Here is a 26,565-nt window from a genome sequence, read left to right as displayed (position 1 = left end):
ATAAATCAAACACAACACACAAATGAAATTCAATTTAAAATTTCTAATTATTACACTATTTATTTGTACGATTTCGGTCGCGCAAAACAAAGGTACGATTTCTGGTGTATTAACCGACAAAGAATCTAATAATCAGGCACTACCTTTCGCAAATGTTTTAGTAAAAGGGACTAACATAAGCGCGAACACTGACATTGACGGAAAATATTCGTTGAGCGTAAATCCGGGAAAATACATTATTATTTTTAGTTTCGTTGGATATGAATCTGTAGAGAAACCAGTAACTGTAAAAGCAAACGAAACTATTACAGTAAACCAGGTACTTTCTTCAGGAAGTTTTACTCTAAAAGATGTAGTTGTAAAATCTACTGCGAACAAAGAAAAAGAAACTGCTTTGTTACTTGATCAAAAAAACGCTGTTGTTATCAAACAAAGTATTGGTGCACAAGAAATGTCAAGAAAAGGGGTTAGCGATGTTGAAGAGGGTTTAACCAAAATTACCGGAATTACTAAAGTAGATTCCCGTGGAATATTTGTACGTGGACTGGAAGACCGATATAATAATTTATTGATTAATGATTTGGCTGCACCAACAAACAGCCCATTCACTAAAATTATTGCTTTGGATTTGTTTCCAACGAATATTGTTGGAGTAATTGATGTGTACAAAACATTTAATCCAAATATATATGGTGATTTTGCCGGAGGTACTTTCAACATTCAAACTTCAAAGCCAACAAAAAGCATTACAAAAATAAGTGTTGGAGCAGGTTATACAACCGGAAACAGCTTTAGAGATTTCTTATTATCAAATGATGCAGATACAGCAAAAGGCTTTTTGGGATTTAATGGTAAAGACAGAGAATTACCAGGTTTTCTTGGCAATCAGGCAACGAGACAAACTTACACAACTGACCAGGCTTTAAACTCAGTAAGTAACGATAAAGGTTTTAATGTAAATGAAACTAAAAGCCCTTTAAATACAAGTATCAACCTATTGCATGCCGAGAAATTCAATTTAAGTAACAATCAAGTTTTCTCGTACCTGCTTTCTATAAATTACGACAATAATTTTTCGATAAGAGAAGGGGTTGACAGAACTATTGATTTACAGTCTACCGGATCTAAGTATGTAAACAATTTTATCACCACTGATTATCGTTTCAAAACCACAAACTCAGCATTAGTTGGTTTAAACTACAACAATGACAGGCTTAAGTTATCGTTCAACACATTATACATCAGAACTAACTTAAACTCTATAAAAGATCAGTACGGGGTATCAGGAGGAACAGCTGCTGAAAATGGATTTATCCGTACCAATCAATTAGACAAAAGTGATTATTTGAATGCCCAATTATTGGGTGAATACGCAATAAGCAAAGACAAAAACCAGACTATTAAAGCTGGAGGTTCATTTGCTACTACAAAATATGAGCAGCCAGACAGAAAGTTTTTCTCTGGTCTTAAAACAGGCGATGATATGATAAGCGCTTCTTATGGAGCAAATAATTTCCTGCGTCAATATTTGACTATCGATGGTAATTCTTTTTATTCAGCATTAGCAGAATATAATTTGAAATTCGGGAAAAATGACAAACAAAACAAATTAACAGTTGGATATAATGGCAGCGGATCTAAGATGGAATCTTCATACCGTTTTGTTTCAAGTACCGGAAATGATGGTTTTACTTCAAGCATAAATAATATAGATACTCAAATAACCAACGACATTCTAGCTAATAAAATGTCTTTTAGCGAAAACTCTAATGCTACTTACAAAGTTAAACTTGACGAAATAGCTAATGCAGGGTATGCAAATTTGTTTTTAAAATTTGGAGAGAAACTTGAAGTAAACGCAGGAATTCGATTTGAAAGCACTCTTAAGGAAACTCATTACAGAACATTAGGTTCTTTTGATTCCCCTTTCAGAGTATTAAAATATGATAATGCCTATTTTTTACCATCAGTAAATCTTAAGTATTTACTGACTGACAATGCTAACATTCGTTTTGCAGCAAGCAAAACATACACCAAACCAGTTATCATGGAGGCTTTCCCAATATCTTTCATCAATGCTGACGGAACTTCAACTCAAGGAAATTCAATTTTAAAAAACAGCGACAATTACAATGCTGACTTAAAATATGAGCTATTCCCAACATCTAAAGAAATGATTGCTGTTGGAATATTTGGGAAACACCTTATCAACCCAATTGAAAAAACTTTCATCTCAAACGCAACAACAGGAACAGTTACTACTTTTCTAAATTCTGAAAGTGCCAACATATATGGAATAGAAGCTGAATTACTTGTTGGGTTAGAAAGAATCAGCGAAAACTTAGATAATTTTTCATGGGGATTAAATGCTACTTTGATGTCATCAAAAGTTACTGTAAGCCCAACTTTTGAATCTATCGATGAAGACGGGATAATCACTGTAAAACCTTCTATTGAAACGCATCAATCAAGATCATTGCAGGGAGCATCAAACTGGTTAGTAAATTCAGATTTAAAATATGAATTTAATTTAGGAAAAGACATGACAAATACTATGTCTCTTGTTTATGGTGTTTTTGGAAAAAGAATATATGCTGTAGGAACCAATGGACAAGACAACATCTATGAGTTGCCTGTACAGCAATTGGATTTTGTATGGGGAAGCAAACTTTCTGAGCACTTTGATGTAAAATTCACTGCCGATAACATTTTAAATTCATGGAGAAAACGTGAATTTGGAAACGATGGAACTATAAAAGTAGCTGAAGAATCATTATTGGCTAATAGTTATAAAAAAGGAGTTGGTTTCTCTTTAAAACTAGGATATACTTTTTAGTACCCATCCAAATAAATATAAAAATGAAAGCTCCAGATATCTGGAGCTTTTTTTATTTATACATAATTGAAAAAAATTCATAGCGTTTTTCTGATAATTTAATATTTTTCAGATAACTGTAATGTAATACCTACATAACATGTTGTAGAAATTATCCTGCTAATTTTATCTGGAATTTTAAAAAACAACTTATGAAAAATGTAAAATTACTATTTATGATGTCTCTGCTTTTTTTGGCAGAGATTGGATTTTCTCAAAATTATGTTACCTACAGTCCTATGTCAAAAACTATTGATGTTAATTCTGGAGTAGAAGGAACCGTTGACGTATTGGTTAATTGTTATGGAAGCACTAGCGATCCAGTATTCCTTAATGCATTACAATCATGTGCTAATAATGATGGTATTTTTTCTACAAGCTATACAAATGGGAGTATATTAACACCGGGGCAAAGTACTACCATAAGATACAAGTTTAAAAAAACAGTGACAACCAACACTCAGATTGCTTATAAATTTTCCACCAATGGCAGCTGTTTTCAAGAAGAATCTAAAATGATTAAAATTACTGTTAATTATAAGCCTTCCGCTCCAATAAGTAATAATATCATTTCAGGAAATCAAACCATTTATGAAGGACAGGCTGTAAATACAATAACCGGAGCTACTCCGTCTGGTGGTAGTGGAACTTTTACTTATTCATGGCAGGAAAAACCTGTAAGCGGTTCATGGACTGTTATATCAGGTGCCAACGGCATCAATTATTCACCAGGCATTCTTACTTCAACAAAATCATATCGACGAAATGTTTCATCAGCTGGTTTAACAAGCACAAGTAATGAAGTAACAATTACAACTATTCCTGCACCTCTGATAGAAAACAATACGATCACCATAGATGGGATATGGATTAATGGCAATCCTCTACTTACAGGAGGTTTAGGTCAAAATTCTTATACTTATATTTGGTTTGTAATTGATGAAGATGGAGAATCGAGAGATTTAACTGAAATTACAACTGCAAGTACAAATTTTTCAGCACCTGTTTTCGATAATTATCGAAGATCAACTCATAATTTTAAGCTGGGAAGGATAGTATACTCAGGAAATCAGCGTTCATTTAGTAATTATGTCGATATACCACATATTGCTGATATACAAAACAACACTATTTCAATTAATGGTCGCTACGTAACGGGAAGCATACCTACAGGAGGAATGGGGGATTATACATATTCTTGGGTACTACTTCCTCCAGGAAGTTATATAGAATTGGACGAAACTACCAAAGACCTGGATTTAACTTCTCACCCCATCTATGATAATTCAACAAAATTAATGAGAATAGTAACAGCTGGAATATCTTCGATGAGTAATAAATTAGATCTTAGTGCGCTTACAGTTACAGCTTTGAACAAACAAAATACGGTAGCATCTACTGTTTATCCAAACCCTACATCAGACGCTGTAAATTTCACAACGAGTTTTTCCAGCAACCAGGAAATAGAAATAATTGTTTATTCTGAAGGATTAAGAAATGCTCAATCTGTTTTTAAAGGCACTATTACTCCCAATCAAATCATAAAATGGAATATCCCATCAAACTATACAAAAGGGATATACTATTATAAAATTATATCTGATAATAAAGAAGTTAAATCTGGGAAAATTTTATACCAATAAAATTATAAATCATTTAAAATCAAAGCTCCGAACGTTATTTGGAGCTTTTTTTTATTTATAAACTATTGTAAAAAATCTCTTAACATTTTCTTCACATTTTAGTTTGTTTTTGGTAACCGTAATGTAATATTCAGGTAACACCCGAAAAAGATTTCCGTTCTATTTTTGACAAAAATAAAAACACATAATAACACAACTATGAAAACTAAACTTTTTGCTTTAGCACTTGCTACAGGATTATTTTTAAATTCTTGCTCAAGTAGTGATAATCCAACTCCTGCACCTACACCTGCAACAGGCGAAATCACTGGTCCAATCACTGCAAACAAAACTTATGCTTTTGGTAACTACACTTTAAAAGGTATTGTAAAAATCAACGATGGTGTAACTGTAACTTTTGAAGCAGGATCAACAATTACTATCGATAAAGCTAATGGAGACAACGCATTAGTTGTTTTAAAAGGCGGAAAATTAATTACAAAAGGTACTGCTGACCAACCAGTAGTATTCACAGAAAAATCAAAAGTTCCAGGATCTTGGGGAGGAATCATTATGTATGGTGATGCTCCTGTAAAAGTAGCTGGTGGAGGATCGACTTCGACTTCTGAAGACGGAAATAACATAACTTACGGAGGTGCAAATCCTACTCATAATGGTGGATCATTAGTGTATACAAGAGTGGAATACGCAGGTTCAAAATTAGCTGACGGTCAAAAAGAAAATAATGGTTTTACTTTTTACTCAGTAGGTTCAGGAACAACTTTAGATCACTTAGTATCTTACAAAGGTGCTGATGACGGATTCGAATTCTTCGGAGGAACTGTAAGTATGACTAATGCTATTTCTTATGGTAACTATGATGATTCATTTGACTGGCAAGATGGATGGCAAGGTCAAGCAAATACAAACTGGTATGCTTACCAAATTGACAAAGGAAACTATGGTATGGAAATTGAAGCTTCTTCAAATGACAATGCATTTTTTCCAAAAGTAACTAATATCACTCTAAAAAGAGCTGCAGGTACAGTTACAGAAGAACAAAAAGAAATTCAATTGGATGCTATTCAATTTAAAAAAGAAGGAAATGGAGACTACAGCAATATCGTAATCGATGGTTATGTTAGTCAAACTACACCTACAGCATTTAATGGTGGTGTATTACAAATACTAGATAAAGTTACTTACGATCACCAAGTTGCTGGTGGAAAAATCAAATTAAACAACGTAAAAATTACTAACTCTCCTATTACTTTCATTTCAGGACAGGCTACTTTTACATTATCTGCAGCTAGCTTTATTCCTGCAACAAACTGGTCAACTAGTACTACTGCTACTGGAGCTACATTAACTCCTGGTGCTTGGGCAACAGTTGATGGTGTAAACTTGATCAAATAATTTGAAAATCATATTTCAAACATAAAATGTTAAAAACATCCTAAATTATTAGGATGTTTTTTTTTGGCGTAATTTTTGTAATTTTTTTTGTATATTTACGGTAATCAAATTAATGCGATGGCAAAAAACTACTTTTATATTACTTTTTTATTGGCTTTTTTCTTTACTCTGAGTGTTTCAGCACAAGACAGTAAACAATTACCAAAACCTCAAGAGGGCACTACCATTGAGGGTCTAAGCTTGTACCCTAATCCCGTTACTAGTGGAAAAGTATATATTTCATCTAAAAATGACTCTGAAAAAGAGATCATTATTTTTGATGTTTTAGGAAAAAAAGTACTTCAGACACATATCAGTTCGAGAGAATTGAACGTCTCAGATCTAGTTCCAGGTGTTTATATCATCAAAATAAGCGAAGATAATGCATCAGCAACCCGAAAACTTATCATTCGATAAAATATAAAAAAAGCTCAAATTGGAGCTTTTTTTTAGTTTATAGCCGCAATATCATCATAAGTTTTTAAAACCTCTAATGATCTTGACTGAAAACCAGAATTGAAAATTTAAAACTATTTACAATTATACTTACCTTTGCACAAAAAAAGTTTTGATCACAGCCAACGATATATTTACGATTTCGAGTCAGAAACAATTTGAAAAAATAGCTTTAAAAGTGTTTCGTTTTCAGCATGAGAATAATCCCGTATATCGTGACTTTTGTGATTTTTTGAAAGTAAATCCGCAACAGGTAAAATCACTGGAACAAATTCCGTTTTTACCTATTCAGTTTTTCAAAAGTCATAATGTTGTTTCAAATACTAATCCTGCCCAGGTAACTTTTACCAGCAGTGGCACTACCGGAATGATTACCAGCAGGCATATCGTAACTGATGTTTCATTGTATGAAGAGAGTTACCGTAACGGGTTTTCTCAATTTTACGGTAATATCGAAGATTATGTTGTTTTAGCCCTTTTGCCGTCTTATCTGGAACGAGAGGGATCTTCGCTTATTTACATGGTCGAAGACTTAATAAAACTCTCAAATCAGCCTGAAAGTGGCTTTTATTTACACAATCACGACGACTTAATTAAAAAACTGACCGAATTAGATGAATCCGGTCAAAATGTAATTTTAATTGGGGTCACATACGCTTTATTAGACCTGATCGAAAAACATCAATTTCAGCTTCAGAATACCATTATTATGGAAACGGGAGGTATGAAAGGCAAACGAAAAGAAATGATTCGTGAAGAATTGCACGAACTGCTTTGCAAAGGTTTTGGTGTAAATTCAATTCACTCCGAATACGGAATGACTGAACTTTTGGCGCAAGCCTACTCTTTGGGTGAAGGCGTATTTGAATGTCCGTCCTGGATGCATATTTTAGTTCGTGATCCGGAAGATGCATTAACTTATGTAAAAGACGGAAAAACAGGTGGAATCAATGTTATTGATTTAGCCAATATCAATTCCTGTTCTTTTATCGCCACGCAGGATTTAGGCAAAAAAAATCCCAACAACTCTTTCGAGGTATTGGGACGTTTTGATAATTCTGATATTCGTGGGTGTAATCTGATGGTTCTTTAATGTTTAATCGTTCATTTGGCTAATCTTTTAATCGATAATATGGCTATCGTTAATTCACTGCATTAATCAAACGTTCCTACGGAACGTATGACTACAAACCAAATTTTAATTCTACCAACAAAACATTCCTGTGGAATGATTTTTTTTCAATAAAAAATCCCAACATTCTTTTCGAACATTGGGATTTATATATTTAATTTAAAAGATTCTGACAGATCGATTAAACAATTAACCGATTAAACAGTTAAACCTTTTAAACCACTCTTATCACAAAATAATTTTTCTTTCCACTTTGCAACAACACAAACTGATTATTGATTAAATCATTTGCTGTTAAAACAAAATCTTCTTTGATTTTTTCTCTGTTAACCGAAATTGAGTTTGCTGTTAAAGCACGTCTCGCTTCTCCGTTAGATTTAAAAAAACCTGTTTTTTCGTTTAAAACAGTAATAATATCCAATCCGTTTTCCAGATCTGCTTTTGCGATTTCGGCTTGCGGAACTCCGTCAAAAACCTCTAAAAATGTAGCTTCATCCAATTGTTTCAAATCTTCGGCAGTCGAGTTTCCAAATAAAATATTCGAAGCCTGAATAGCTTTTTCTAACTCTTCTCTACTGTGAACAAATACTGTAATTTCTTCAGCCAATTTTTTCTGTAAAACCCTTAGATGCGGAGCAGTCTGATGTTCTGCAATTAAAGCTTCGATTGTATCTTTATCTAAAAAAGTAAAGATTTTGATATATTTCTCAGCATCTGCATCTGTAGCATTTACCCAAAACTGGTAAAATTTATATACTGAAGTTTTATCAGCATCCAACCAAACATTTCCTCCTTCAGATTTCCCGAATTTAGATCCGTCTGCTTTTGTAATTAATGGCGTTGTTAAGGCAAAAGCTTTTGCGCTCTCACCACCCATTCTGCGAACTAATTCCGTACCTGTGGTAATATTTCCCCATTGGTCAGAACCACCCATTTGCAAAACGCAATTGTTGTTTTTATATAAATGATAAAAATCGTATCCTTGGATTAACTGATAAGTAAACTCTGTAAAAGACATTCCTTCGCCTTCTCCGGCAAATCTCTTTTTAACAGAATCCTTCGCCATCATATAATTTACTGTGATACGTTTTCCAACTTCACGAGCAAAATCAATAAACGAGAATTCTTTCATCCAGTCATAGTTATTTACCATAACCGGAGCATTTGCATCTTTTGAATTAAAATCTAAGAAACGGGATAAAACACTTTTGATTCCCGCAACGTTTTTAGCCAAAGTTTCTTCGTTCAACAAATTTCTTTCGTCAGATTTCCCGGATGGATCACCAATCATTCCGGTTGCACCACCAACTAAAGCAATAGGCTGGTGACCAAAATTCTTTAAATGAACCAATAAAATAATCTGAACCATACTACCAATATGTAGTGAATCTGCCGTTGGATCAAAACCTATATAAGCTGTCGTTACTTCTTTCAGCAATTGTTCTTCCGTTCCTGGCATGCTGTCATGATATAACCCGCGCCACTTTAATTCTTCAACTAGATTCTTCATTTTTAAAATAATTTGTGCAAATATAAGGATTGTGAATTGCAATCTCAAAAATGAATTGAACGCTAAATATTATTTATCTACTAAAACCTATAATCCATTTTGAGAATCACATATCTGGGAAGTATTCTATATTCTGTTTTTGAAGTAACAATATCACTTATAAAAGATTGCCTAAAGGTTTTAGTATTGAATAAATTCTTGCCAGCAAGAGAAAAAGACAATTTATTATTCTTAACCACATAGTTAGCATTCAAATCAAGAAAGTAATATTTTGCATTTTCTTTATCTAAATTTCCAAAGTAGTATCTTTCTGTTTGGATTTGTGCATTTAGTTTTTTGTTTAACACAAATATAAAATCAAGAAAAGAGATATTGTCTGTATTTTTATTAGTTGTTGTTGTCCTAAATTCAGTCATTGTCCACTTAGAGCCTAAATTATAATTGAAGAAACCTTTAAAATTAGACTTTAATTCAGGACCTAGAGCAATGGTTTGAGAATGCACTTCTCGCAAATCACTATCATTTACAATATTTTTGTAATTGGATGCAGAGTAATTTAAATCCAGTTTTACTATTGATGAAATTGAGTTAAATAAAAGACCTAAATCAGTATTTACATTCAACATTGATCTACCTTTAATTATAATTTTTTCTATTTGAGAATAATTAGGCTGAATAATCGAATTTGTAGAATAAAAATCATGATTTTGATAATAATTACAATAAGTATTTAGAGAAAATTTACTATCCCAATCTCCTAATTTATAACTGAGAAATAAAGAATTAGATTGAAGCTGATTTACTTCCCCTGTTCCTTTTTCAAAACTCCTATAAGTGGTTAATACAAAGCCGTCGTAAACATCAAGAATTTTTGCACTTGTTGTATTATAAGAATATGAACTGCTAATTCTATTTTTTTTATTAATTTCCCAAAGTAAAAATATTGATGAATTCACGAAAAACGGATTTTCATGTTGCTTTGTCCTGCTTGTTTCAAGATTTGTAAACAATTGATGAAATTCTAAATTTCCACCAATTCCCAGCTTTCCTAAAACATAATTATACCTTGATTTAAAGTAAATATCCGTTAAAGTATATTTAACTCTATTGCTATAATTTTCAGGAGCATTTGTAATAATATCATTCTCAGAAAACTCCAATGTAGAGTTCAGGTTATCATGTCTGTTTTGGTATCCAGTCTTCAACTCCAATAAATTTCTATTTTCTTTTTTATCTAATAAATGACTTTCGAAACCAAAAAATTGCATCTTATTTTCACTCATTTGCATAACATCATTTGCTGTTATACCTGTTGGTAATAAATCCTGAAATAGAAAAACATTATTATAATATCGTTGTGGAGTTTTTTCGTTAATAAATCTGCCTGTAAAAATTAGAACTTTATTGTCTTTGAATCGGTTTGTATAAACGGCTTTTTGATCAATTAACTGATTATCCTCATTAAGCTTCTCGCTTGTATGTTCATTGTTAAAGATCAGGTTTGTTTTTGTATTATCTTCTTCATGATTGAACTTTCCAATATATTCAAACATTTGATTTTTTGAAATATCATAATTAAAATCAAACTTACCAAAACCAATACTTTTCTTTTTATTTAAAGTATAATCTTCAAAATTTGTAAAAGACATATCGCCTACATGATAAGCATCAATTCCCTTTCGATAAAAATCATTTCCATCAGAATTAAAAAATCCCATTACTTTTAATTTAATCTTTTGAGAAATTGTAAAAATAGAACTTAGAGAAACCAATTCAGCATTATTAAAATTGGTTCTTTCCTCTTTTAAATTTGGCTTAAATCCATTTAGATTAAGCACTTTATCTGCATTTTGATCATCTCCAATATTACTTATATCATCTGTACTCTTTGGTCTTACAATATAATCAACATCCCCTACAGCATCAACACCTACATTATTAAGATTTCCTATTCCATAGTATTTAACCTTTTTTTTAAAAGACATTAAGTTCGTTCTTACGTCATATCGATTTTCAGATGCTACACCATAACCTAAGCTCATATTACCAAACCATTGTGTTTTAATATCTTTTTTTAGCTTAAGATTTAGAGCTACTTTATCACTATTTTCGATCCCTTTTAATAAACGATTGTTAGAGTATCGTTTATAGACTTCAACTTTATCAATTGCAGATGCGTTGAGATTTTTAGTCAGTAATTTATAACCATGTTCAAAAAAATCATCTCCCTCAACCATGACTTTCTCTACTTCTTTATTACCTACTTTTATAGTGCCGTTTTTACTAACATTTAGTCCTGGTATTCTTCTCAACAAATCCTCAACGACTATTTCATTTCCTTTGACAAAAGCTTTTGCATCAAATATTATAGTATCTTTTTTAAAAATTACTGGTTTTTCAGTTTTAACAATAACTTCGTTAAGTGTTGTAGCATCATCTTCTAAAATGGCATTTTGTGTATATTTTTTATTTGTTTCAACCAAAATTTCACTAGTATTCATCTTATAAGACATTCCAGTAAAGGTAATCTCAAAATGACCTGTTTCAGATAATTCTAAATCATATTTTCCTTCATTATTTGTATGTGTAAAAGCTACAATAGCCTGGCTTTCCTTTAACTTCACAAATACATTTGCAAAAGAAATTGGTTTTTCTTTTTTATCTATAACCATGCCTGATATTACGGATTGGGCCTGTAAAAAACCAGATAACATGAAAAACACAAAAAACAAAACCGGAGTGTACTTGATTTTCAAAAAAAGACTATTGTATTAATTATTGATAAATTCAATCATGTATAGTTAAAATAAAACTTGCAAAATTTAGTATTCAGAACATTCTATTTCTTTTTCTCCGTTTCCCAATCATATAGTAATTCTATACTTGTTCTTATATCATTGCCAGTATCCATAGTTGCTCCTCTGGGCATAACTTTCAGGATACGAGCGAACATTCGTTGTTTCTGTTTTTCAATTTCTTCTACAAAACCAATTAAACTGGTTTCTTTTAAGTTTTGTTTCTCAAAAACTTCCATATCAAATTCTTCTTTAGATGGATAAATTATTTTTGTTGCTGTCCAATGATAATTATTCTCTGTGTCATATAGTTCCAGAATTAAACCTGGTAAGCTATTAAACTTCCATGGCCCAAAAGATAAAGGTATATATGGGGTATACCATGCAATGTAATTACGTCCTCTAAAATTTAAAGTAGCTTTATTACAAATAAACATATCTATTTTTTTTGTATCAATATCTTTTGAAAGTTTCCAGTTCATTTGTGGCAGCACCTCACTAATTTTGTAATTGTTCCCCTTTATATTATCAATAGAGATAATTGTTTTTTTTGTCAAATCGATTAATTCATAAGTATCTAATTCTTTTTCATAAACAGTAATGGAATTTGTATTTTCATCCGTTTTAATCCCCGAAAGAGAATTATTAGCCAGTGTTTTTGAAAATGACCTGTTTTTAGAACATTTCGTTGTAACACTCTTTGGGAGATAACCATTATATGAAACTTGAAAATTATACTCAATTAAAGCAGTCTTATCCTGATTCATTTGTGCATTTAAACAAGAATTAACAATGAAAAATATAATTAGAAACAATGGCTTCATTTTAAACTACATTTAAACACACAATTATCGTTATTTCTTTTTTTCAATTTCCCATTCATATTTTAGTTCAGGTGTCTTTCTCTTTTCAAAATCACCAAAATCTACGGTAGTATGTCTTCCCGCAGCATACCTAATATTGGCCATAAATTGTTTTTCCTTTTCTTCTGTCTTTTCAACAAATTGCCTAAGTGTTATCGTTTCTTTTACTTTCTGGTTTTCCAATTCACTCAAATCAAATTCTTCATTCGACGGATAAATTATTTTTGTTGCTGTCCAATGATAATTATTATCTGTATCATACATTTCTAATATTAAACCTGGTAAACCATAAAACTTCCATGGGCCAAAAGGCAAGGCTATATATGGCGTATACCAAGCAGTATAGTTACGGCCTCTAAAATTTAAAGTTGCTTTATTGCAAACAAACTTATTAATTATTTTAGTCTCCTTTTCTTTTGAAAGTTTCCACTTTATCTCAGACAAATCTTCTGTAACCTTATATTTTGTATTAAATATCCGGTCAATCATTATTAACTTTTTCTTGTTTAAGTCAATTGCCTGGTACAAATCTATAGGCTTTTCATATACAGTAGGTTTTTGTGGATCCATATCTTTTTCGTCAGGAATAATTTCTGCCAATGTTTTGGAGATTGATTTATCATTTAAACATTTCAAAATGACTTTACCATAATAGGTATCATCAAATGTAACATTATAGCTGTACTCAATTACAGCCACAGAATTTTTTTTGTATTGCGCAAGTCCTAGAAACGAGAATAAAGAGAAATAAATTACAGTTAATTTTTTCATTTTAATTTAATTTTAAAATACACAGGTATAAAATAAACCTGTGTATTTATATGGAAAACTGATCTTTTTTTAAGGTTGCTCGCCTGGCTCAACAACTATAATAAGTCCTTCATTATCATCTCCTTCTAAAACTGGCAAGGAAATTATCTCTTGACCTTGATTTGTATCTTCCATCGCATAGTGGAGTTTTAATATATCAATATCACGTCTAAGATAATCATTGCAACATGCCTGACCACTGCAATCATCATGATAAAAAGACACGACCGAATGTGTACCATTGTGTGTATACCAAATAGTTGTTGTACATCCATATGCCAATTCACATTCTTTTTTTATTGTTTCTTTTTCATCTACATTGTTTGCAAAAATTCCCGAAGAAAACAACATAAAACACAATCCTAATACAATCTTTTTCATAGTTTATTTTTTAATTAATAAATCATTTAAATTGTAACTTCTTATCTTCAACAGCGCTTTTGAACTTAAAAAAGAATTACAATTATTTCGAGCCAAAGAAAAAGAATTGATTTATCTTACAAAATGAGCTAAGAACATTTCGAATGTGAATTCAGCATATTATTCCTACATATATTCTTTAGACAAAACTGTTAAAAAATAAGTTTGGTGAGTATATTTTCAAAAAGATGTCCTCTATAACAATATCAGTTCTTAATTTTTCTAAATCAATTAACCGCCAAAAAAATTTAAAATCATGAAACTATATCAAAAAGTAAAAACCATTAGAGAAAATAAAAAACTTTCACAAAACTATATCGCTAATGAACTAGGATTAGATCAGTCACAATATAGCAGGAGAGAAAAAGGAGAAGTACAATTTATACCTGAAGAGATTGTTAAGCTAGCACAATTATTAGATACCAGTGTTTCGACTCTTTTTTGCGAGCAAGAAAAATTTCAACCAACAGAAGTAAATACTACAAAAAATATCGGTTTAATCTCAGATAAATTAATTGAGCAATATGAATTTCGCTTAAGGGAAAAGGATGAGATTATCCATAATCTTCGTGAAAAATTAAAATCAAAAAAATAATTAAACCTATTCAGACATTTGCTACTTTAATTCTTTTAGCAGATTTCATACAACCCCAAGATAATACCTTAATAAGTTCATTAAAACAATAACGATTAAAAACCTTTGTCCCTTTGAACCTCTGCAACTTTGCACCTTAACCTAAAAAAGTTATCTTTACAAAATGGTATTAGTAACTGGAGGAACAGGTTTAGTTGGTGCGCATTTATTACTTCATTTAATTGAAAATGGAGAAAACGTTCGGGCTATTTACCGAAGCCAAAGCAAGATTCAAAAAACAAAATCGGTTTTTGAATTGTATAAAAAAGGTGATTTATTCGAAAAAATTAATTGGCTTGAAGCCGATATTTTAGATATTCCTTCGTTAGAAATTGCTTTTACTGATATCGAATATGTTTATCATTGTGCCGCATTGATTTCATTTGATCCAAAAGATGAAGATGCGCTCCGAAAAACCAATATTGAAGGAACAGCCAATATGGTTAACTTTTCTATTGCAAAGGGAATTAAAAAATTCTGTTTTGTGAGTTCTATAGCAGCTTTAGGCGATCTGGCTCCTCATGAAACTTATATCACTGAAGAAACAGACTGGAATCCTGAAAAACCGCATAGTGATTATGCTATTTCTAAATATGGTGCCGAAATGGAAGTCTGGCGCGGACTTCAGGAAGGCCTGGATGTTATCATTATAAATCCGGGTGTTATTTTAGGCCCAATTCCTAAAACAAAAAACGGAGAACAAGGAAGCGGAGAAATCTATCAGAAAGTAGCAAACGGACTTTCGTTCTATACGCTAGGAAGTACAGGATTTATTGCTGTAAATGATGTGGTAAAAACTGCATATGAATTGATGAAAAGCAATATCAAAAACGAACGCTTTACTTTGATTGCGGACAATATTGTTTTTAGGGATTTACTAAACACTGTCGCTGATACTTTACAGGTAAAAAGACCTCACATTCATGCCAAACCTTTATTTATGAATTTGCTTTGGATGACCGATGGAATTTTCTCGACTTTATTTTTCCAAAAAAGACATCTTACAAAAGCCACTGCAAAGGCTTCATATTCTAAAAACCTGTATGCTAATGAAAAAATAAAAACCGCTCTGGGAACGGTTTTTCTGAATGTTCATCAATATATAAGAGACGTTTCGAAGTTATAAAACTATTGGTCTAATGGCTTCTCTTTTTGAACCGGCTCAACACTTAGAGGTTTCAATGTTTTTTTAGCCCCGTCTTTAAGTGTATCTTTTGCTTTCTTTTTAGCTTCTTTTGCAGCTTTTTTCTCTTCAATCTTTACTATAGAATCTGTTGCTCTCTGGGTTACAGCCAATCTTTTCCCAATTTCATCAAACATATCTTTGTAGTTTTCATAATCCGTTGCATAATACTTATTGCTTTCTGCAAACTGTAAGCTGTCTACTTTATATTTTTTCAGAATAAACTTGGTTGGATCTGTATTGATCGAATCTATAGTCGCCGGACTTTGATATTTCATAGCATCTAAAAGCGATAAATCATACATAATATCAATCATCTTTCCTCTCTCAATAAGTCTTGCAGGCTGTTTAACCAAATCCTTTTTACAACTTACAGAAAGTAATAAAATCAATAATATGAGTATACAATTTTTCATTTTAGCTTTTTATCTATCAAACAATAATCGTTTTCCTGCGCGGATATCTTTTACTTTAAAGTTGTTGTAAACCATTTCGCCATTTACAAAAGTATGCGTAATTCTCGATTTAAAAGTATAATTTTCAAAAGGAGACCATCCGCATTTGGCTAAAATATTCTCTGGTTTAACACTCCATGGCAAACTTGGGTTTACAATAACCAAATCAGCAAAGTAACCTTCTTTTACAAACCCTCTTTTTTCGATTTTGAAAATTTTTGCCGGATTATGACACATTTTCTCTACAATTTTCTCTACAGAAATTTTCCCCTGATGATGCGCTTCAAACATTGCTACAACAGCATGTTGCACAAGCGGACCTCCGGAAGGAGCATTTAAGTAGGATTGCATTTTTTCTTCTTTAGTATGTGGTGCATGGTCTGTAGCAATTACATCGATACGTCCGTCATTCAAAGCTTTCCAAAGTTCTGCTCTGTCTTCGGCAGTTTTAACAGCAGGATTCCATTTGATGAAATTCCCTTTTGTTTTGTAATCTTCATCGGTAAACCAAAGATGATGTACACAAACTTCGGCTGTGATTTTTTTATCTTCTAATGGAATTTTATTGGTAAACAATTCCATTTCTTTTGCAGTCGAAAGATGAAAAATATGCAACCGTGCTCCTGTTTTTTTCGCCAAAGCAACTGCTTTTGAAGATGAGATATAACAAGCCTCAGCACTACGAATCAGATTATGTGCTGTTACCGGAACATCTTCGCCATATTTTTCTTTAAACTCTGCCAGGTTATTTTTTATTGTAGTCTCATCTTCACAATGTACTGCAATTAACATAGGCGTGCTTGAAAAGATTCTTTCTAAAGTCGCTTCGTTGTCTACCAGCATATTTCCTGTTGATGAACCTAAGAAAATCTTAATTCCCGCAACATTTTTTGGATTAGTTTTTAAAACTTCTTCCAGGTTATCATTGGTTGCCCCCATCATAAACGAATAATTCGCAAATGATTTTACTGCCGCAATCTGATATTTATCTTCAAGGATTTCCTGCGTTACCGCATTTGGAACCGTATTAGGCTGTTCGATAAAAGATGTGATTCCGCCTGCAACTGCAGCTCTTGATTCTGATTCTATATCACCTTTGTGAGTTAATCCCGGTTCTCTAAAATGAACCTGATCGTCAATCGCGCCCGGCATTAAGTAACTTCCTTCGGCATCTATCACTTTACAATCGGATGATTTCAGACTGATGCTATCAGAAACTTCAACAATTAAGTCGTTTTCAATCAAAACATCACCTTCAAAAATAGATCCTTCGTTTACAATCTTAGCATTTTTTATTAAAATCCTGTTCATCGCCATTTATTTATAATGTATTGACTAATTTTTTTAATCGAAGTGAAATTACACCCAGTATTGCTTCTTTGATAATAGCATTACTCATTTTAGAAACGCCTTTAGTTCTGTCTGTAAAAATAATAGGAACCTCAGTAATTTCAAATTTAGCGCAATATGTTCTGTATTTCATCTCGATTTGAAAAGCATAACCCACAAATTTAATTTTGTTCAGGTTAATTTTTTCAAGAACTTCTCTTTTATAACACACAAAACCTGCTGTGGCATCATGAATTTTCATTCCGGTAATAAACTTTACATAAACCGAGGCGAAATAAGACATCAAAACTCTGCTTAAAGGCCAGTTTACCACATTTACACCTGTTACATAACGAGATCCTACAGCGAGATCAGCTCCGCCAAAATGACAAGCATCAAACAATTTTTCAAGATCGTTGGGGTTATGTGAAAAGTCGGCATCCATTTCAAAAATGTAATTGTATTTGCGCTCTAAAGCCCATTTAAAACCGTGAACATAGGCTGTTCCCAATCCGGCTTTTTTGGCTCTTTTTTCTAAAAACAGCCTGTCCGGAAATTCTTCCTGCAAAGCAATTACCTTATTGGCAGTATGATCAGGAGAATTATCATCAATAATTAAAAGATGAAAAGGTTTGTGTTGAGAAAGTACGGCTCTAACTATACTTTCAATGTTCTCTATTTCGTTATAAGTGGGGATTATGACTATACAATCATTCATTTTTCTGAGTAATTTCACCGCAAAAGTAAACTTTTTATAGCATTTGATTCATAATAAATTTATAATAAAAGTATTGAAACAAAAAATTACTAATTTTGTATCGTTATGATTGAACACCTTCAACCCCGAATTCTGGAAAACAAAGACTGGGCAACGCTTTTATTTGTGTTGACCTTTGCTGTTGTCGCTATGACAAAATCAGCTTACGAAACCAGATTTAGCGAATTTAGCAAGCTTATTTTTTCAGATAAATACGCGAAAATTTACCGCGACAACAACCATTTAAAAAGTAGTTTTACGGTTGGTTTGTTTTTTGTACAAATCGTTTCGTATGCTTTTTTCATACAGCTTGCCATGAATATTTTTGATAACTCCTATTCTAAAACAGACTGGGTTTTATTTATTCAGATTGCTACGTTTTTACTGTATTTTATTCTGGGGAAATTTTTAATCGAAAAAATTGTAGCAACCTCATTTAATATTGATGAATTTGCAGACCTTTTTAACCTACAAAAAGTTACCTACAGAACATATATTGGCGTTTTAATCCTTCCTATCAATGCTGTTTTGTTTTATTATGACAATATTCCGAAAATTATACCGTTGGCAATCATAGCTATTTCCCTGTGTATTAGCCTCTACTCGTATTTTATTTCAATAAAAACGTATCAAAATGCAATAATCAGTAAGTTATTTTATTTTATTTTATATCTTTGCGCTCTTGAAATAGCCCCTTATTATTTCATGTATTATTGGATTACAAAAGAGGTGGCTTAGTAAATGTTTATAATATGAAAGTGAAAACAATTTTGGTGTCACAGCCTGAACCTAAAGTGGAAAATTCTCCTTACTTTGAGCTCCAACAAAAACACAAAATAAAAATTGATTTCAGACCATTTATTCATGTGGAAGGGGTTAATGCAAAAGAGATCCGATTACAAAAAATCGATCTTAATCATTATACTGCAATAATTTTGACAAGCCGTAATGCGGTAGATCATTTTTTTAGAGTAGCTGATGAAATGCGTTATAAAGTTCCTGAAGGATTGAAATATTTTTGTCAATCTGAAGCAGTTGCTTTTTACCTGCAAAAATATGTAGTGTACAGAAAGCGTAAAATTTATGTGGGAGCAAAAGATTTTGCAGACTTATCTCCACTGATCAAAAAATACAAAGACGAAAAATTCCTGTTACCTGCATCTGATCAGTTAAATGCTGATGCTCCTGTAACATTAAACAGCCTGAAAGTAGATTGGGCACAAGCTATTTTTTACAGAACTGTAATGAGTGACTTATCTGATCTTGCTGACGTTTATTATGATGTTTTGGCATTTTTTAGTCCAACCGGAATTAAATCATTGTTTAAAAACTTCCCTGACTTTCAGCAAAACAATACCAGAATTGCTGTTTTTGGAAGTACAACTCAAAAGGAAGCTCTTGATCACGGATTGAGAATTGATATTCTTGCTCCAACTCCTGAGACACCTTCGATGACAATGGCTTTAGAGAAATATATTGCAGAAGCAAACAAAGGAAAATAATTTCCTGAAATAGAAATATTAAAAATTCCAAACTCCAATTTTACATTGGAATTTGGAATTTTTCTTTTTAAATCATTTTGAGTACATTTGATTTCTAACTAAAACCCAAACAACCAGAATTAGTTTCAAATTACAACTCAAATGAAAATCAACTCCCTACTAATTGAAATTGACGGTATCGACAAAGAAATCCTTCGGTATCTTATGGATGATGCCCGAAAACCTATTTTACAAATTGCAAACAAAATAGGCATTTCTGGAGCTGCCATTCATCAACGCTTAAAAAAACTGGAACAATCCGGTGTGATTTCAGGTTCTAAATTCACCGTAAACCCTAAAGTTTTAGGCTACAACACCATGGCATTTATTGGCGTTTATCTCGATAAAGCATCCAGAAACTCTGAAGCGGTAAAAGAATTAAGAAAAATCCCCGAAGTTTTAGAATGTCATTATACTACCGGAAACTGGTCGGTTTTGATTAAAATCATCTGTCGTGACAACGAACATCTGATGCAACTTTTAAATACCAAAATCCAGGCGATTGAAGGTGTTTCAAGAACAGAAACATTTATCTCACTGGATCAGCAAATAGACAGACAAATTCAGCTTTAGATAATAAGATAATGCGGCAATTTGACAATTAGATAATTTCAAAAACTTATTATTCTAAACTGGACTGAAGCCCAGATATACAAAAAAACAAAACCCTTCAGGTTTTAAAAAAACCTGAAGGGTTTGCTATAAATTATCTAATTGACTAATTATCTCAATTATCAAATTAAAAAATTAGTTCCTCCTGTTTCCGGAATAAATCGAGATATAGTACAGCAACGTTGCAATCGATCCTATTGCTGCTACAACATAGGTTCTCGCAGCCCATTTAAGTGCATCTTTTGCTCCTGCCTGTTCTTGCTGAGTTAGCATATGTTTATTTTCCAGCCATGCTAATGCTCTGTTGCTCGCATCATATTCTACTGGTAAGGTTATGATCGAAAATAAAGTTGTTGCCGCAAAAATGACTATCCCCACTAATAGCAATTGTGGAAACGTACGAATCATTAAGATTCCTGCAATCAAAATCCATTGTACATAATTTGAAGCTACGCTTACAATAGGCACTAATGCAGAACGCATTGTAAGCCATTCATAACCTATAGCGTGCTGTACAGCATGACCACATTCGTGAGCCGCCACTGCAGCCGCAGCCGCATTACGATGGTTGTAAACTGCTTCACTTAAATTAACGGTTTTATCAGACGGATTGTAATGATCTGTTAACTGACCAGGAGTCGAAATAACACGAACATCCCTGATACCGTTATCGGCCAGCATTTTTTCGGCGATTTCTCTACCGCTCATTCCGTTTTGTAATTGCAGTTTAGAATATAATTCGAATTTACTTTTTAGTTTTGAACTTACCAGCCAGCTAAATAGCATTATAGCTCCGGCAATGATTAAATATCCACTTCCCATGATTTTACTTTTTTTGATTGATTTTTAAACTTACAAAACAAACAACAATTTCTGAACCAAAGTAAAAAAATGCCATTTTGACACTTTTACAGTCATTTTTTCTTAATCTAATAAGTTGTTTTTCAGCAAAAGCGTGATTAATTCAGCCACATTTTTAGTTTTATATTTCTGTAGAATATTGCGGTGATGGGTCTGAACAGTTAAAAAACTCAGAAAAAGTTCATCGGCTATTTCCTGTGTCTGTTTTCCTTTGGAGAGCAAAAGTGCAATATCTTTTTCTCTGCGGCTCAAACTCGGAATAGTATCCAAATCTTCAGACACTGGCTGGCTTACTATTGTTTTTACTTCATCACTAAATACAATTTCACCTTCTATAGCTTTATTGATACAGTTTTTAAACTCTTCAAAAGAGGCACTTTTCAGGATATAACCATTTCCTCCATTTTGAATAAACTGCATCACCAGACTTCTTTCAGACTGACTGCTCATGCCAATAATTATAACTTGTGGATATTTTTGCTTAATAGCTTTACACAAATCTATTCCGGTTATGACGGGCAAAAAAATATCCATCAGAATCAAATCTACCTGATTGTTTTTGATATAATCAAGAAGTGTAACTCCGGATTGCATTTTCTCTACAATCTCTACATTTTCTAAATCCGAAAGCAATCCTGAAATTCCCGAAATTACAATAGGATGATCATCGACCACGACCATTTTATATTTTTTACTCATTATCCTGATTTTCGTTGATTACATTTAATTCGATATATACAGATGTTCCCTGATTTATTTTGCTGTCGATTTCTATTTTTCCGTTCAGAAATTCTACACGGTTTTTAATGTTTTTCAATCCCATGCTTTTTTTATTTTTTGAATCCGAAACATCAAACCCTACTCCATCATCTTCGACTGTAATAAAAAACACATCTTTATTTTGAGAACATGATACTAAAACCTGTTTTGCTTTGGCATATTTTAAAGCATTATTCAATAACTCCTGAATAATTCTATAAATCATGATTTCGTAATTCTTCGGCAGTTTTGATTTTTTTATTAAGTACTGAAATTCAACTTCGGTGACAGCATTTGAATTTGCCGCGCATAAATCCCTTAAAGCATGTTCTAAGCTTAATTCCAGCAAACTTTCGGGCATTAGGTTTTGGGATATATTTCTAAGTTCTTTGATCGAATTATCCAACAAAGTATCCACACTGCTTACCACATCTGCATTTTCTTTTTTGGCAAGGTTCAAATGAATTTTCACTCCGGAAAGCATACTTCCTAAACCATCATGCAGATCTCTTGCAATTCGTTTTCGTTCCATTTCTTCACCCTGAATTAAGGCTTTGGAAACGGAAAGTTTATGACGATCTTCAAAAGCCGACAGTTCCTGCTTTAAGTTGATTTCTTTCTGAATACTTAGCTTTTTCTGATTTTTACTAAAAATCCACAGAAACAAAACAATCAGAAACAAAATAAAAGACAGACCTGCAAAAAGCAGAGAATTCAACCGATTGTCATACACCATTAAAGCTGCTTTATCATTTTGTGATTGCAGTAAAGTGATTTTCTTCTCGCTTTCGGCCTTTTTATATTTCGCTTCAAGCTCTACTATTTCGGTTTGAAATTTTGTGTGGTTCAAACTATCATTTATGACATTGTATTTGTTGGAATAGAAATAGGCTTTATCATAATCTTTAGTTGCATTATATACTTTGGCCATTTCATTGTAGTAATTCTTTTTATCTACAATAAATGGTGTATTAGCTAAAAGATAATCTAAATTGCTTTTGGCTTTTTGATAGTTTTTCAATTTAAAAAGCACTTCATATTCTGCAAACTTTAATCGGTTTAAGGCTATAAAGTTTTGATGCTTTTGGGCAGACTTAATTCCTTTTTCATAACTCACCAGGGCTTCTGAATTTTTATTTTGCTTGGCATAATATATTCCTTCTGAATAAAAATAGGAATCGTTCAAATTCGAATCCGGAAAATCTTTTAAAGTAGAAAATGCTTTATCCAACACCTTTTTAGCATCATAAAAATGTTTTAACTCCACCAGGTTTTCAGCATTAATGATGTAGGTTTCCATTTTTGACTCGGCAAGTGTGGGCGATTTTTTAATGGCTCTTTCGACATATTTTTGTGCTTCACTCAGGTATTCGCTGGCTTTTTCACGTTCGCTGGTGTTCATGAAAATAATCGCTACTGCTTTATAGAGCGCGCTTATAAGTTCGTAATCGCGACTTCGTTTTGCAATAGGAATCGCTTCGTTAACCAGCAGCTTCATATAGCTTTTTTCATTGTTCTTTCGCTGCTGCATGATACCATAGTTCTGCAAGATTATGGCGCGGAGCCGATAAGCTTCGGTATTGGGATATTTTTTTAGCTTTTCATTAGCTTCAAGCAATGTTTTTTCGAAACCAGCAACATCACCTTTTTCTAAAAAGCTATAGGAGTTATAAAAAATTGAAGCATCGTTTAAAAAAGGAAACTTGTTTTTGAGCTTGTTTGCCTCTGCCAGATATTCTTTTGATTTTTGAACATCCTGCACCATCAAATATAATTTTGACAATCTAAAGCTATACAAACATTTTAAACTATCTGATTTTGTATTTCTTGTTACTGTTGCAATGCTGTCAATATAAACTGAATCATCGTCTAACGAGAGAATTACCTGGGAATGTGTAACGGCAGATAAAAACAGAAATAGGATATAAAAGTAGTTTTTCTTCATAAATGGGTATTTCTTCAAATTTAGAAAATTTAAAAATGTTTAAAAAAAATCTTCCTGCTTTTACCTGAAATCAGGTAATCTAAAATGCCTTTTATCAGGTATTGACCTCTCTTAAATAAGCCCTTAATTTTGTTATACAACGAATATTAATTATTAAAGAACCTTATTATGAAATCAATTTTTAAAACTCTGGCAATTGTACTGACTCTTGCTTTTACAGCAGTATCCTGCAGCAGCGACAGTGAAGATAAAGTCTCAGGAAACGGATCACGAGAAGTAAAATACGAAGTAACCGGAAACTACACAGGAACAATGTCTGTTGTTTATTTTGAAAAAGGCGGAAATGCATTAAACGAAGATATCACCAAACTTCCATGGACCAAAGAATTTACTGCTGAGGCAAAATCTCCGGGAGCCTCATTAAGCGTAAGTGGTCATGGCGGGGTTGCAGGACAAAAATTAACCGGAAAAATTTATGTTGGAGGAAAATTAGAAAACGAGCTAACAGCAACAGCAACCAGCGACGGAATAATTGTATTACCTCTTACACCTTATGTTTTTCCACTATAAACTTTAGAGAATTTATATTTTGGATTTTTGGAAAAGAAAAAGCTTCGTAATCTTACGAAGCTTTTCTTTATACATCAAACTGATTATTGATTTCTTCAAATTTTTCAATCAGGCTATTAATTTTTGTTTGTTGTTTTTTGATTTGTTTTGGGCGAATATAAAACCAGTTAAAAGCCATCCAAAGCAACGTTATTCCATAGGTTACAGTTGCCCATAAAGCAGTCATTCTAATCGCATATTCATACATATACAAACAAATACCAACTCCAAGTAAAGTAAAGTACAAACTCAAAACAACTGACTGCATAAATTGTTGTTTTTTTCGAATCAGGATCAGCTTTTGTAAATACTCCTGATTGGTTTGTGTCGAATCGATGTTTTTATAGGTTTGCAGCAATCTGTTATAAACTCCAACATACATTACCATGGCTAAAATCGCTAAAACAATTCCAACTTTTGTCGAAATAAATTCCGGCTGATAATATATCCACACAAAAATGATAAAAGCAGTTGTCGCAAAAAGCATGATATTCGTACTCCACAAACTTCGTAAACTTGCTTTTTTAAATTGTTTTAACCTGTTGAGTAAATCCTCTATATTAGGTTGATTTATGGTTTGCTTTTTCCACAAATCTTTAAAATCTATATTGTTATCGTTGTCCATTTTCTTTAAATTTTTGTGTCAGTTTCTCTTTAATTCTGTGAATTTTCACTCTAACATTGGCTTCAGAAAGTCCGACAATTTTAGCAATTTCTGCCTGCTTTACATCTTCGAGTTCTAACGAAATAATAATACGTTCTGTTTCCGGCAACTCTGCAATACATTTGTATAAAAATTGAATTTGCGGTTCTAGTGATGTTTGTTTTTCTTCGGTAAGATGAACCGGCAAATCTGATTTCTGGAAACGCTTTTCTTTTTCTATCTGCCTTAAGCAATTATTAGAAGCAATTCTAAAAATCCAGGTTCCAATTCCTGATTCGTTTCTAAAAGTGTCTAATTTTTGCCAAACAATAATAAACGTTTCCTGGGCAAGGTCCTGTGCAACATCATAATCGTTTACAAAACCCATGCAAAGCCTGAAAATTCTGTCCCAATACGTTTTATAGATATTTTCAAATTCCATTAATATTATTTTATAAAATTGTTCAACTGAGTTAAATACCAAGCTGCATCATCATACATAATAAAGTGTAAACCTTTGTTGGCATATTGAAAATTGGCTGTTTTCAGATTTTTATACTGACTTTCAATAGCAGGTTTTAAATTTACAAAATATGACTCCAGTAATATTAATGAAGGACATTTTATAGTCGAAATTTTATCTCTCAAATCTGTATTTGAAAAATCACAATACATTTCGGCAAAAGTTTTTCGGTCTGATTTTACACTCCAACCCACTACCATGTCCAGTTTTGAAGCATCGTCAAGAAGTCTTGGCATTGTTTTTTTCTGCATATCGTAAAACTGAGTATCAGACATGGTTGTCATTTGATTCACCATTGAAGTGCAATCGTTATTTTCTTTTGATTTAAAAGAAGGATCCATCAAAGCATTTAAACATGGCAATGCGTCTACTACTACTATTTTACTAATTAGTTCCGGATAATCTGCCGCAATGGCAAGAGCCAGTCCGCCTCCCATACTATGACCAATTACAATTGGCTTTTCTATTTTATTTGCTTTGATATAATTGGCAATTTCGTTTTCCCAATTTTTAAATGTAGCATTTGGTTGTGGTTTTGCTCCTGCAAATCCTGCCATGGTAAGTGTATAACAGGTAAAATCTTTTTCGAAATTAACTTTGGTTTCATTCCATACATCACCTGAAGAAGCAAATCCGGGAATAAAAATAATAGATTGTTTTCCTTTTCCTGTTTTAAGAACTTCAAAAGGATATGATTTTGTTTGTGCAAAAACATTTAAACATAATGCTGAGAATAAGAATGCGATAATTAAGATGATATACTTTTTCATTTTTAC

General features: G+C 32.4%; 25 protein-coding genes. 11 read left to right on the top strand and 14 right to left on the bottom strand.

The features are described 5' to 3' along the window. Positions 1-22: 22 nt before the first annotated feature. The 5 genes from A4F88_RS08980 (at position 23) to A4F88_RS08960 (ending at position 7,501) form a co-directional block, all read left to right on the top strand. Entirely contained in the window at positions 23-2,836 is a 2,814-nt protein-coding gene (locus A4F88_RS08980) for a TonB-dependent receptor (RefSeq protein WP_082815728.1), read from the top strand. Positions 2,837-3,027: 191 nt separating this feature from the next. Then, positions 3,028-4,518: a T9SS type A sorting domain-containing protein gene (locus tag A4F88_RS08975; protein WP_068842227.1), complete on the top strand. Its 1,491-nt coding sequence runs from the start codon at positions 3,028-3,030 to the stop codon at positions 4,516-4,518. Between the two features lie 198 nt (positions 4,519-4,716). Then, positions 4,717-5,913 carry a hypothetical protein gene (locus tag A4F88_RS08970; protein ID WP_068842226.1) on the top strand — a complete coding sequence of 399 codons (1,197 nt, stop codon included), beginning with the start codon at positions 4,717-4,719 and terminating at the stop codon, positions 5,911-5,913. Between the two features lie 117 nt (positions 5,914-6,030). After that, positions 6,031-6,369 carry a T9SS type A sorting domain-containing protein gene (locus A4F88_RS08965; protein WP_068842225.1) on the top strand — a complete coding sequence of 113 codons (339 nt, stop codon included), beginning with the start codon at positions 6,031-6,033 and terminating at the stop codon, positions 6,367-6,369. 151 nt (positions 6,370-6,520) lie between these two features. After that, positions 6,521-7,501 carry a LuxE/PaaK family acyltransferase gene (locus tag A4F88_RS08960; RefSeq protein ID WP_068842224.1) on the top strand — a complete coding sequence of 327 codons (981 nt, stop codon included), beginning with the start codon at positions 6,521-6,523 and terminating at the stop codon, positions 7,499-7,501. A gap of 253 nt (positions 7,502-7,754) precedes the next feature. Here the strand turns inward: A4F88_RS08960 and tyrS are convergent, their stop codons facing one another. The 5 genes from tyrS to A4F88_RS08935 all read right to left on the bottom strand — a co-directional run bounded on the left by tyrS (position 7,755) and on the right by A4F88_RS08935 (position 13,899). Next, entirely contained in the window at positions 7,755-9,050 is a 1,296-nt protein-coding gene (tyrS, locus tag A4F88_RS08955) for a tyrosine--tRNA ligase (protein WP_068842223.1), read from the bottom strand. A gap of 80 nt (positions 9,051-9,130) precedes the next feature. Then, a complete protein-coding gene (locus A4F88_RS08950; protein WP_245179063.1) occupies positions 9,131-11,806 on the bottom strand; it encodes a carboxypeptidase-like regulatory domain-containing protein in 2,676 nt (891 codons plus the stop codon). An 83-nt stretch (positions 11,807-11,889) separates the two neighbouring features. Continuing rightward, a complete protein-coding gene (locus tag A4F88_RS08945; protein WP_068842221.1) occupies positions 11,890-12,612 on the bottom strand; it encodes a GLPGLI family protein in 723 nt (240 codons plus the stop codon). An 87-nt stretch (positions 12,613-12,699) separates the two neighbouring features. After that, positions 12,700-13,479 carry a GLPGLI family protein gene (locus A4F88_RS08940; RefSeq protein ID WP_068842220.1) on the bottom strand — a complete coding sequence of 260 codons (780 nt, stop codon included), beginning with the start codon at positions 13,477-13,479 and terminating at the stop codon, positions 12,700-12,702. Between the two features lie 69 nt (positions 13,480-13,548). Next, a complete protein-coding gene (locus A4F88_RS08935; RefSeq protein WP_068842219.1) occupies positions 13,549-13,899 on the bottom strand; it encodes a hypothetical protein in 351 nt (116 codons plus the stop codon). Positions 13,900-14,194: 295 nt separating this feature from the next. Here A4F88_RS08935 and A4F88_RS08930 point away from each other — a divergent pair, with 295 nt between their 5' ends. Together A4F88_RS08930 and A4F88_RS08925 are read left to right on the top strand one after the other, a co-directional pair. After that, positions 14,195-14,533 (top strand): helix-turn-helix domain-containing protein, encoded by a 339-nt coding sequence (locus tag A4F88_RS08930; RefSeq protein ID WP_068842218.1) that lies wholly within the window; start codon positions 14,195-14,197, stop codon positions 14,531-14,533. Positions 14,534-14,696: 163 nt separating this feature from the next. Further along, positions 14,697-15,698 carry an NAD-dependent epimerase/dehydratase family protein gene (locus A4F88_RS08925; protein ID WP_068842217.1) on the top strand — a complete coding sequence of 334 codons (1,002 nt, stop codon included), beginning with the start codon at positions 14,697-14,699 and terminating at the stop codon, positions 15,696-15,698. A 2-nt stretch (positions 15,699-15,700) separates the two neighbouring features. Here A4F88_RS08925 and A4F88_RS08920 read toward each other — a convergent pair whose 3' ends face one another. From A4F88_RS08920 to A4F88_RS08910, 3 genes are read right to left on the bottom strand one after another with little or no spacing between them, the layout of a single operon-like run. Beyond that, on the bottom strand, positions 15,701-16,171 hold the full coding sequence (locus tag A4F88_RS08920) for a DUF4296 domain-containing protein (protein ID WP_068842216.1): 471 nt from the start codon (positions 16,169-16,171) through the stop codon (positions 15,701-15,703). Between the two features lie 9 nt (positions 16,172-16,180). Further along, entirely contained in the window at positions 16,181-17,521 is a 1,341-nt protein-coding gene (locus tag A4F88_RS08915) for a dihydroorotase (RefSeq protein ID WP_068842347.1), read from the bottom strand. Positions 17,522-17,531: 10 nt separating this feature from the next. After that, positions 17,532-18,257, bottom strand: a complete 726-nt coding sequence (locus tag A4F88_RS08910) for a polyprenol monophosphomannose synthase (protein ID WP_068842215.1) — start codon at positions 18,255-18,257, stop codon at positions 17,532-17,534. A 105-nt stretch (positions 18,258-18,362) separates the two neighbouring features. Between A4F88_RS08910 and A4F88_RS08905 the strand changes: the two genes are divergently transcribed. The 3 genes from A4F88_RS08905 (at position 18,363) to A4F88_RS08895 (ending at position 20,410) form a co-directional block, all read left to right on the top strand. Further along, positions 18,363-19,034 (top strand): DUF4271 domain-containing protein, encoded by a 672-nt coding sequence (locus A4F88_RS08905; RefSeq protein WP_068842214.1) that lies wholly within the window; start codon positions 18,363-18,365, stop codon positions 19,032-19,034. A 14-nt stretch (positions 19,035-19,048) separates the two neighbouring features. Then, positions 19,049-19,798 carry a uroporphyrinogen-III synthase gene (locus tag A4F88_RS08900; protein WP_068842346.1) on the top strand — a complete coding sequence of 250 codons (750 nt, stop codon included), beginning with the start codon at positions 19,049-19,051 and terminating at the stop codon, positions 19,796-19,798. 141 nt (positions 19,799-19,939) lie between these two features. Continuing rightward, a complete protein-coding gene (locus A4F88_RS08895) occupies positions 19,940-20,410 on the top strand; it encodes an Lrp/AsnC family transcriptional regulator (protein WP_012022648.1) in 471 nt (156 codons plus the stop codon). A gap of 174 nt (positions 20,411-20,584) precedes the next feature. Here A4F88_RS08895 and A4F88_RS08890 read toward each other — a convergent pair whose 3' ends face one another. The 3 genes from A4F88_RS08890 to A4F88_RS08880 all read right to left on the bottom strand — a co-directional run bounded on the left by A4F88_RS08890 (position 20,585) and on the right by A4F88_RS08880 (position 24,014). Continuing rightward, the gene (locus tag A4F88_RS08890) at positions 20,585-21,271 is read right to left on the bottom strand and encodes a zinc metallopeptidase (RefSeq protein ID WP_068842213.1); all 687 of its coding nucleotides are present in this window, start codon (positions 21,269-21,271) and stop codon (positions 20,585-20,587) included. Between the two features lie 102 nt (positions 21,272-21,373). Continuing rightward, positions 21,374-22,009, bottom strand: a complete 636-nt coding sequence (locus A4F88_RS08885; protein WP_068842212.1) for a response regulator transcription factor — start codon at positions 22,007-22,009, stop codon at positions 21,374-21,376. Then, on the bottom strand, positions 22,002-24,014 hold the full coding sequence (locus A4F88_RS08880) for an ATP-binding protein (RefSeq protein WP_068842211.1): 2,013 nt from the start codon (positions 24,012-24,014) through the stop codon (positions 22,002-22,004). Before A4F88_RS08880 ends, A4F88_RS08885 begins: the two co-directional genes overlap by 8 nt. Before the next feature lie 168 nt (positions 24,015-24,182). Between A4F88_RS08880 and A4F88_RS08875 the strand changes: the two genes are divergently transcribed. Next, a complete protein-coding gene (locus tag A4F88_RS08875) occupies positions 24,183-24,584 on the top strand; it encodes an MmpS family transport accessory protein (protein WP_068842210.1) in 402 nt (133 codons plus the stop codon). A gap of 67 nt (positions 24,585-24,651) precedes the next feature. Here the strand turns inward: A4F88_RS08875 and A4F88_RS08870 are convergent, their stop codons facing one another. The 3 genes from A4F88_RS08870 to A4F88_RS08860 are packed head-to-tail and all read right to left on the bottom strand — an operon-like array spanning position 24,652 to position 26,559. After that, entirely contained in the window at positions 24,652-25,248 is a 597-nt protein-coding gene (locus A4F88_RS08870; protein ID WP_068842209.1) for a hypothetical protein, read from the bottom strand. Continuing rightward, on the bottom strand, positions 25,235-25,708 hold the full coding sequence (locus tag A4F88_RS08865) for an RNA polymerase sigma factor (RefSeq protein WP_068842345.1): 474 nt from the start codon (positions 25,706-25,708) through the stop codon (positions 25,235-25,237). Before A4F88_RS08865 ends, A4F88_RS08870 begins: the two co-directional genes overlap by 14 nt. Before the next feature lie 5 nt (positions 25,709-25,713). After that, positions 25,714-26,559 carry an alpha/beta fold hydrolase gene (locus A4F88_RS08860; RefSeq protein WP_068842208.1) on the bottom strand — a complete coding sequence of 282 codons (846 nt, stop codon included), beginning with the start codon at positions 26,557-26,559 and terminating at the stop codon, positions 25,714-25,716. Positions 26,560-26,565: the final 6 nt, after the last annotated feature.

This window comes from Flavobacterium chilense (assembly GCF_001602525.1).
GTDB lineage: Bacteria > Bacteroidota > Bacteroidia > Flavobacteriales > Flavobacteriaceae > Flavobacterium > Flavobacterium chilense.
Note: the sequence above shows the minus strand (reverse complement) of the source record. Positions and strands in the feature narration are given on the sequence as shown.

Coding starts and splice junctions, on each gene's coding strand:
- A4F88_RS08875 (WP_068842210.1), top strand. CDS start 24,183: ATGAAATCAATTTTTAAAACTCTGGCAATTGTACTGACTCTTGCTTTT.
- A4F88_RS08885 (WP_068842212.1), bottom strand. CDS start 22,009: ATGAGTAAAAAATATAAAATGGTCGTGGTCGATGATCATCCTATTGTA.
- A4F88_RS08915 (WP_068842347.1), bottom strand. CDS start 17,521: ATGAACAGGATTTTAATAAAAAATGCTAAGATTGTAAACGAAGGATCT.
- A4F88_RS08905 (WP_068842214.1), top strand. CDS start 18,363: ATGATTGAACACCTTCAACCCCGAATTCTGGAAAACAAAGACTGGGCA.
- A4F88_RS08865 (WP_068842345.1), bottom strand. CDS start 25,708: ATGGAATTTGAAAATATCTATAAAACGTATTGGGACAGAATTTTCAGG.
- A4F88_RS08980 (WP_082815728.1), top strand. CDS start 23: ATGAAATTCAATTTAAAATTTCTAATTATTACACTATTTATTTGTACG.
- A4F88_RS08975 (WP_068842227.1), top strand. CDS start 3,028: ATGAAAAATGTAAAATTACTATTTATGATGTCTCTGCTTTTTTTGGCA.
- A4F88_RS08890 (WP_068842213.1), bottom strand. CDS start 21,271: ATGGGAAGTGGATATTTAATCATTGCCGGAGCTATAATGCTATTTAGC.
- A4F88_RS08920 (WP_068842216.1), bottom strand. CDS start 16,171: ATGAAAAATTGTATACTCATATTATTGATTTTATTACTTTCTGTAAGT.
- A4F88_RS08900 (WP_068842346.1), top strand. CDS start 19,049: ATGAAAGTGAAAACAATTTTGGTGTCACAGCCTGAACCTAAAGTGGAA.
- A4F88_RS08895 (WP_012022648.1), top strand. CDS start 19,940: ATGAAAATCAACTCCCTACTAATTGAAATTGACGGTATCGACAAAGAA.
- A4F88_RS08940 (WP_068842220.1), bottom strand. CDS start 13,479: ATGAAAAAATTAACTGTAATTTATTTCTCTTTATTCTCGTTTCTAGGA.
- A4F88_RS08945 (WP_068842221.1), bottom strand. CDS start 12,612: ATGAATCAGGATAAGACTGCTTTAATTGAGTATAATTTTCAAGTTTCA.
- A4F88_RS08930 (WP_068842218.1), top strand. CDS start 14,195: ATGAAACTATATCAAAAAGTAAAAACCATTAGAGAAAATAAAAAACTT.
- A4F88_RS08935 (WP_068842219.1), bottom strand. CDS start 13,899: ATGAAAAAGATTGTATTAGGATTGTGTTTTATGTTGTTTTCTTCGGGA.
- A4F88_RS08910 (WP_068842215.1), bottom strand. CDS start 18,257: ATGAATGATTGTATAGTCATAATCCCCACTTATAACGAAATAGAGAAC.
- tyrS (WP_068842223.1), bottom strand. CDS start 9,050: ATGAAGAATCTAGTTGAAGAATTAAAGTGGCGCGGGTTATATCATGAC.
- A4F88_RS08880 (WP_068842211.1), bottom strand. CDS start 24,014: ATGAAGAAAAACTACTTTTATATCCTATTTCTGTTTTTATCTGCCGTT.
- A4F88_RS08970 (WP_068842226.1), top strand. CDS start 4,717: ATGAAAACTAAACTTTTTGCTTTAGCACTTGCTACAGGATTATTTTTA.
- A4F88_RS08860 (WP_068842208.1), bottom strand. CDS start 26,559: ATGAAAAAGTATATCATCTTAATTATCGCATTCTTATTCTCAGCATTA.
- A4F88_RS08870 (WP_068842209.1), bottom strand. CDS start 25,248: ATGGACAACGATAACAATATAGATTTTAAAGATTTGTGGAAAAAGCAA.
- A4F88_RS08965 (WP_068842225.1), top strand. CDS start 6,031: ATGGCAAAAAACTACTTTTATATTACTTTTTTATTGGCTTTTTTCTTT.
- A4F88_RS08925 (WP_068842217.1), top strand. CDS start 14,697: ATGGTATTAGTAACTGGAGGAACAGGTTTAGTTGGTGCGCATTTATTA.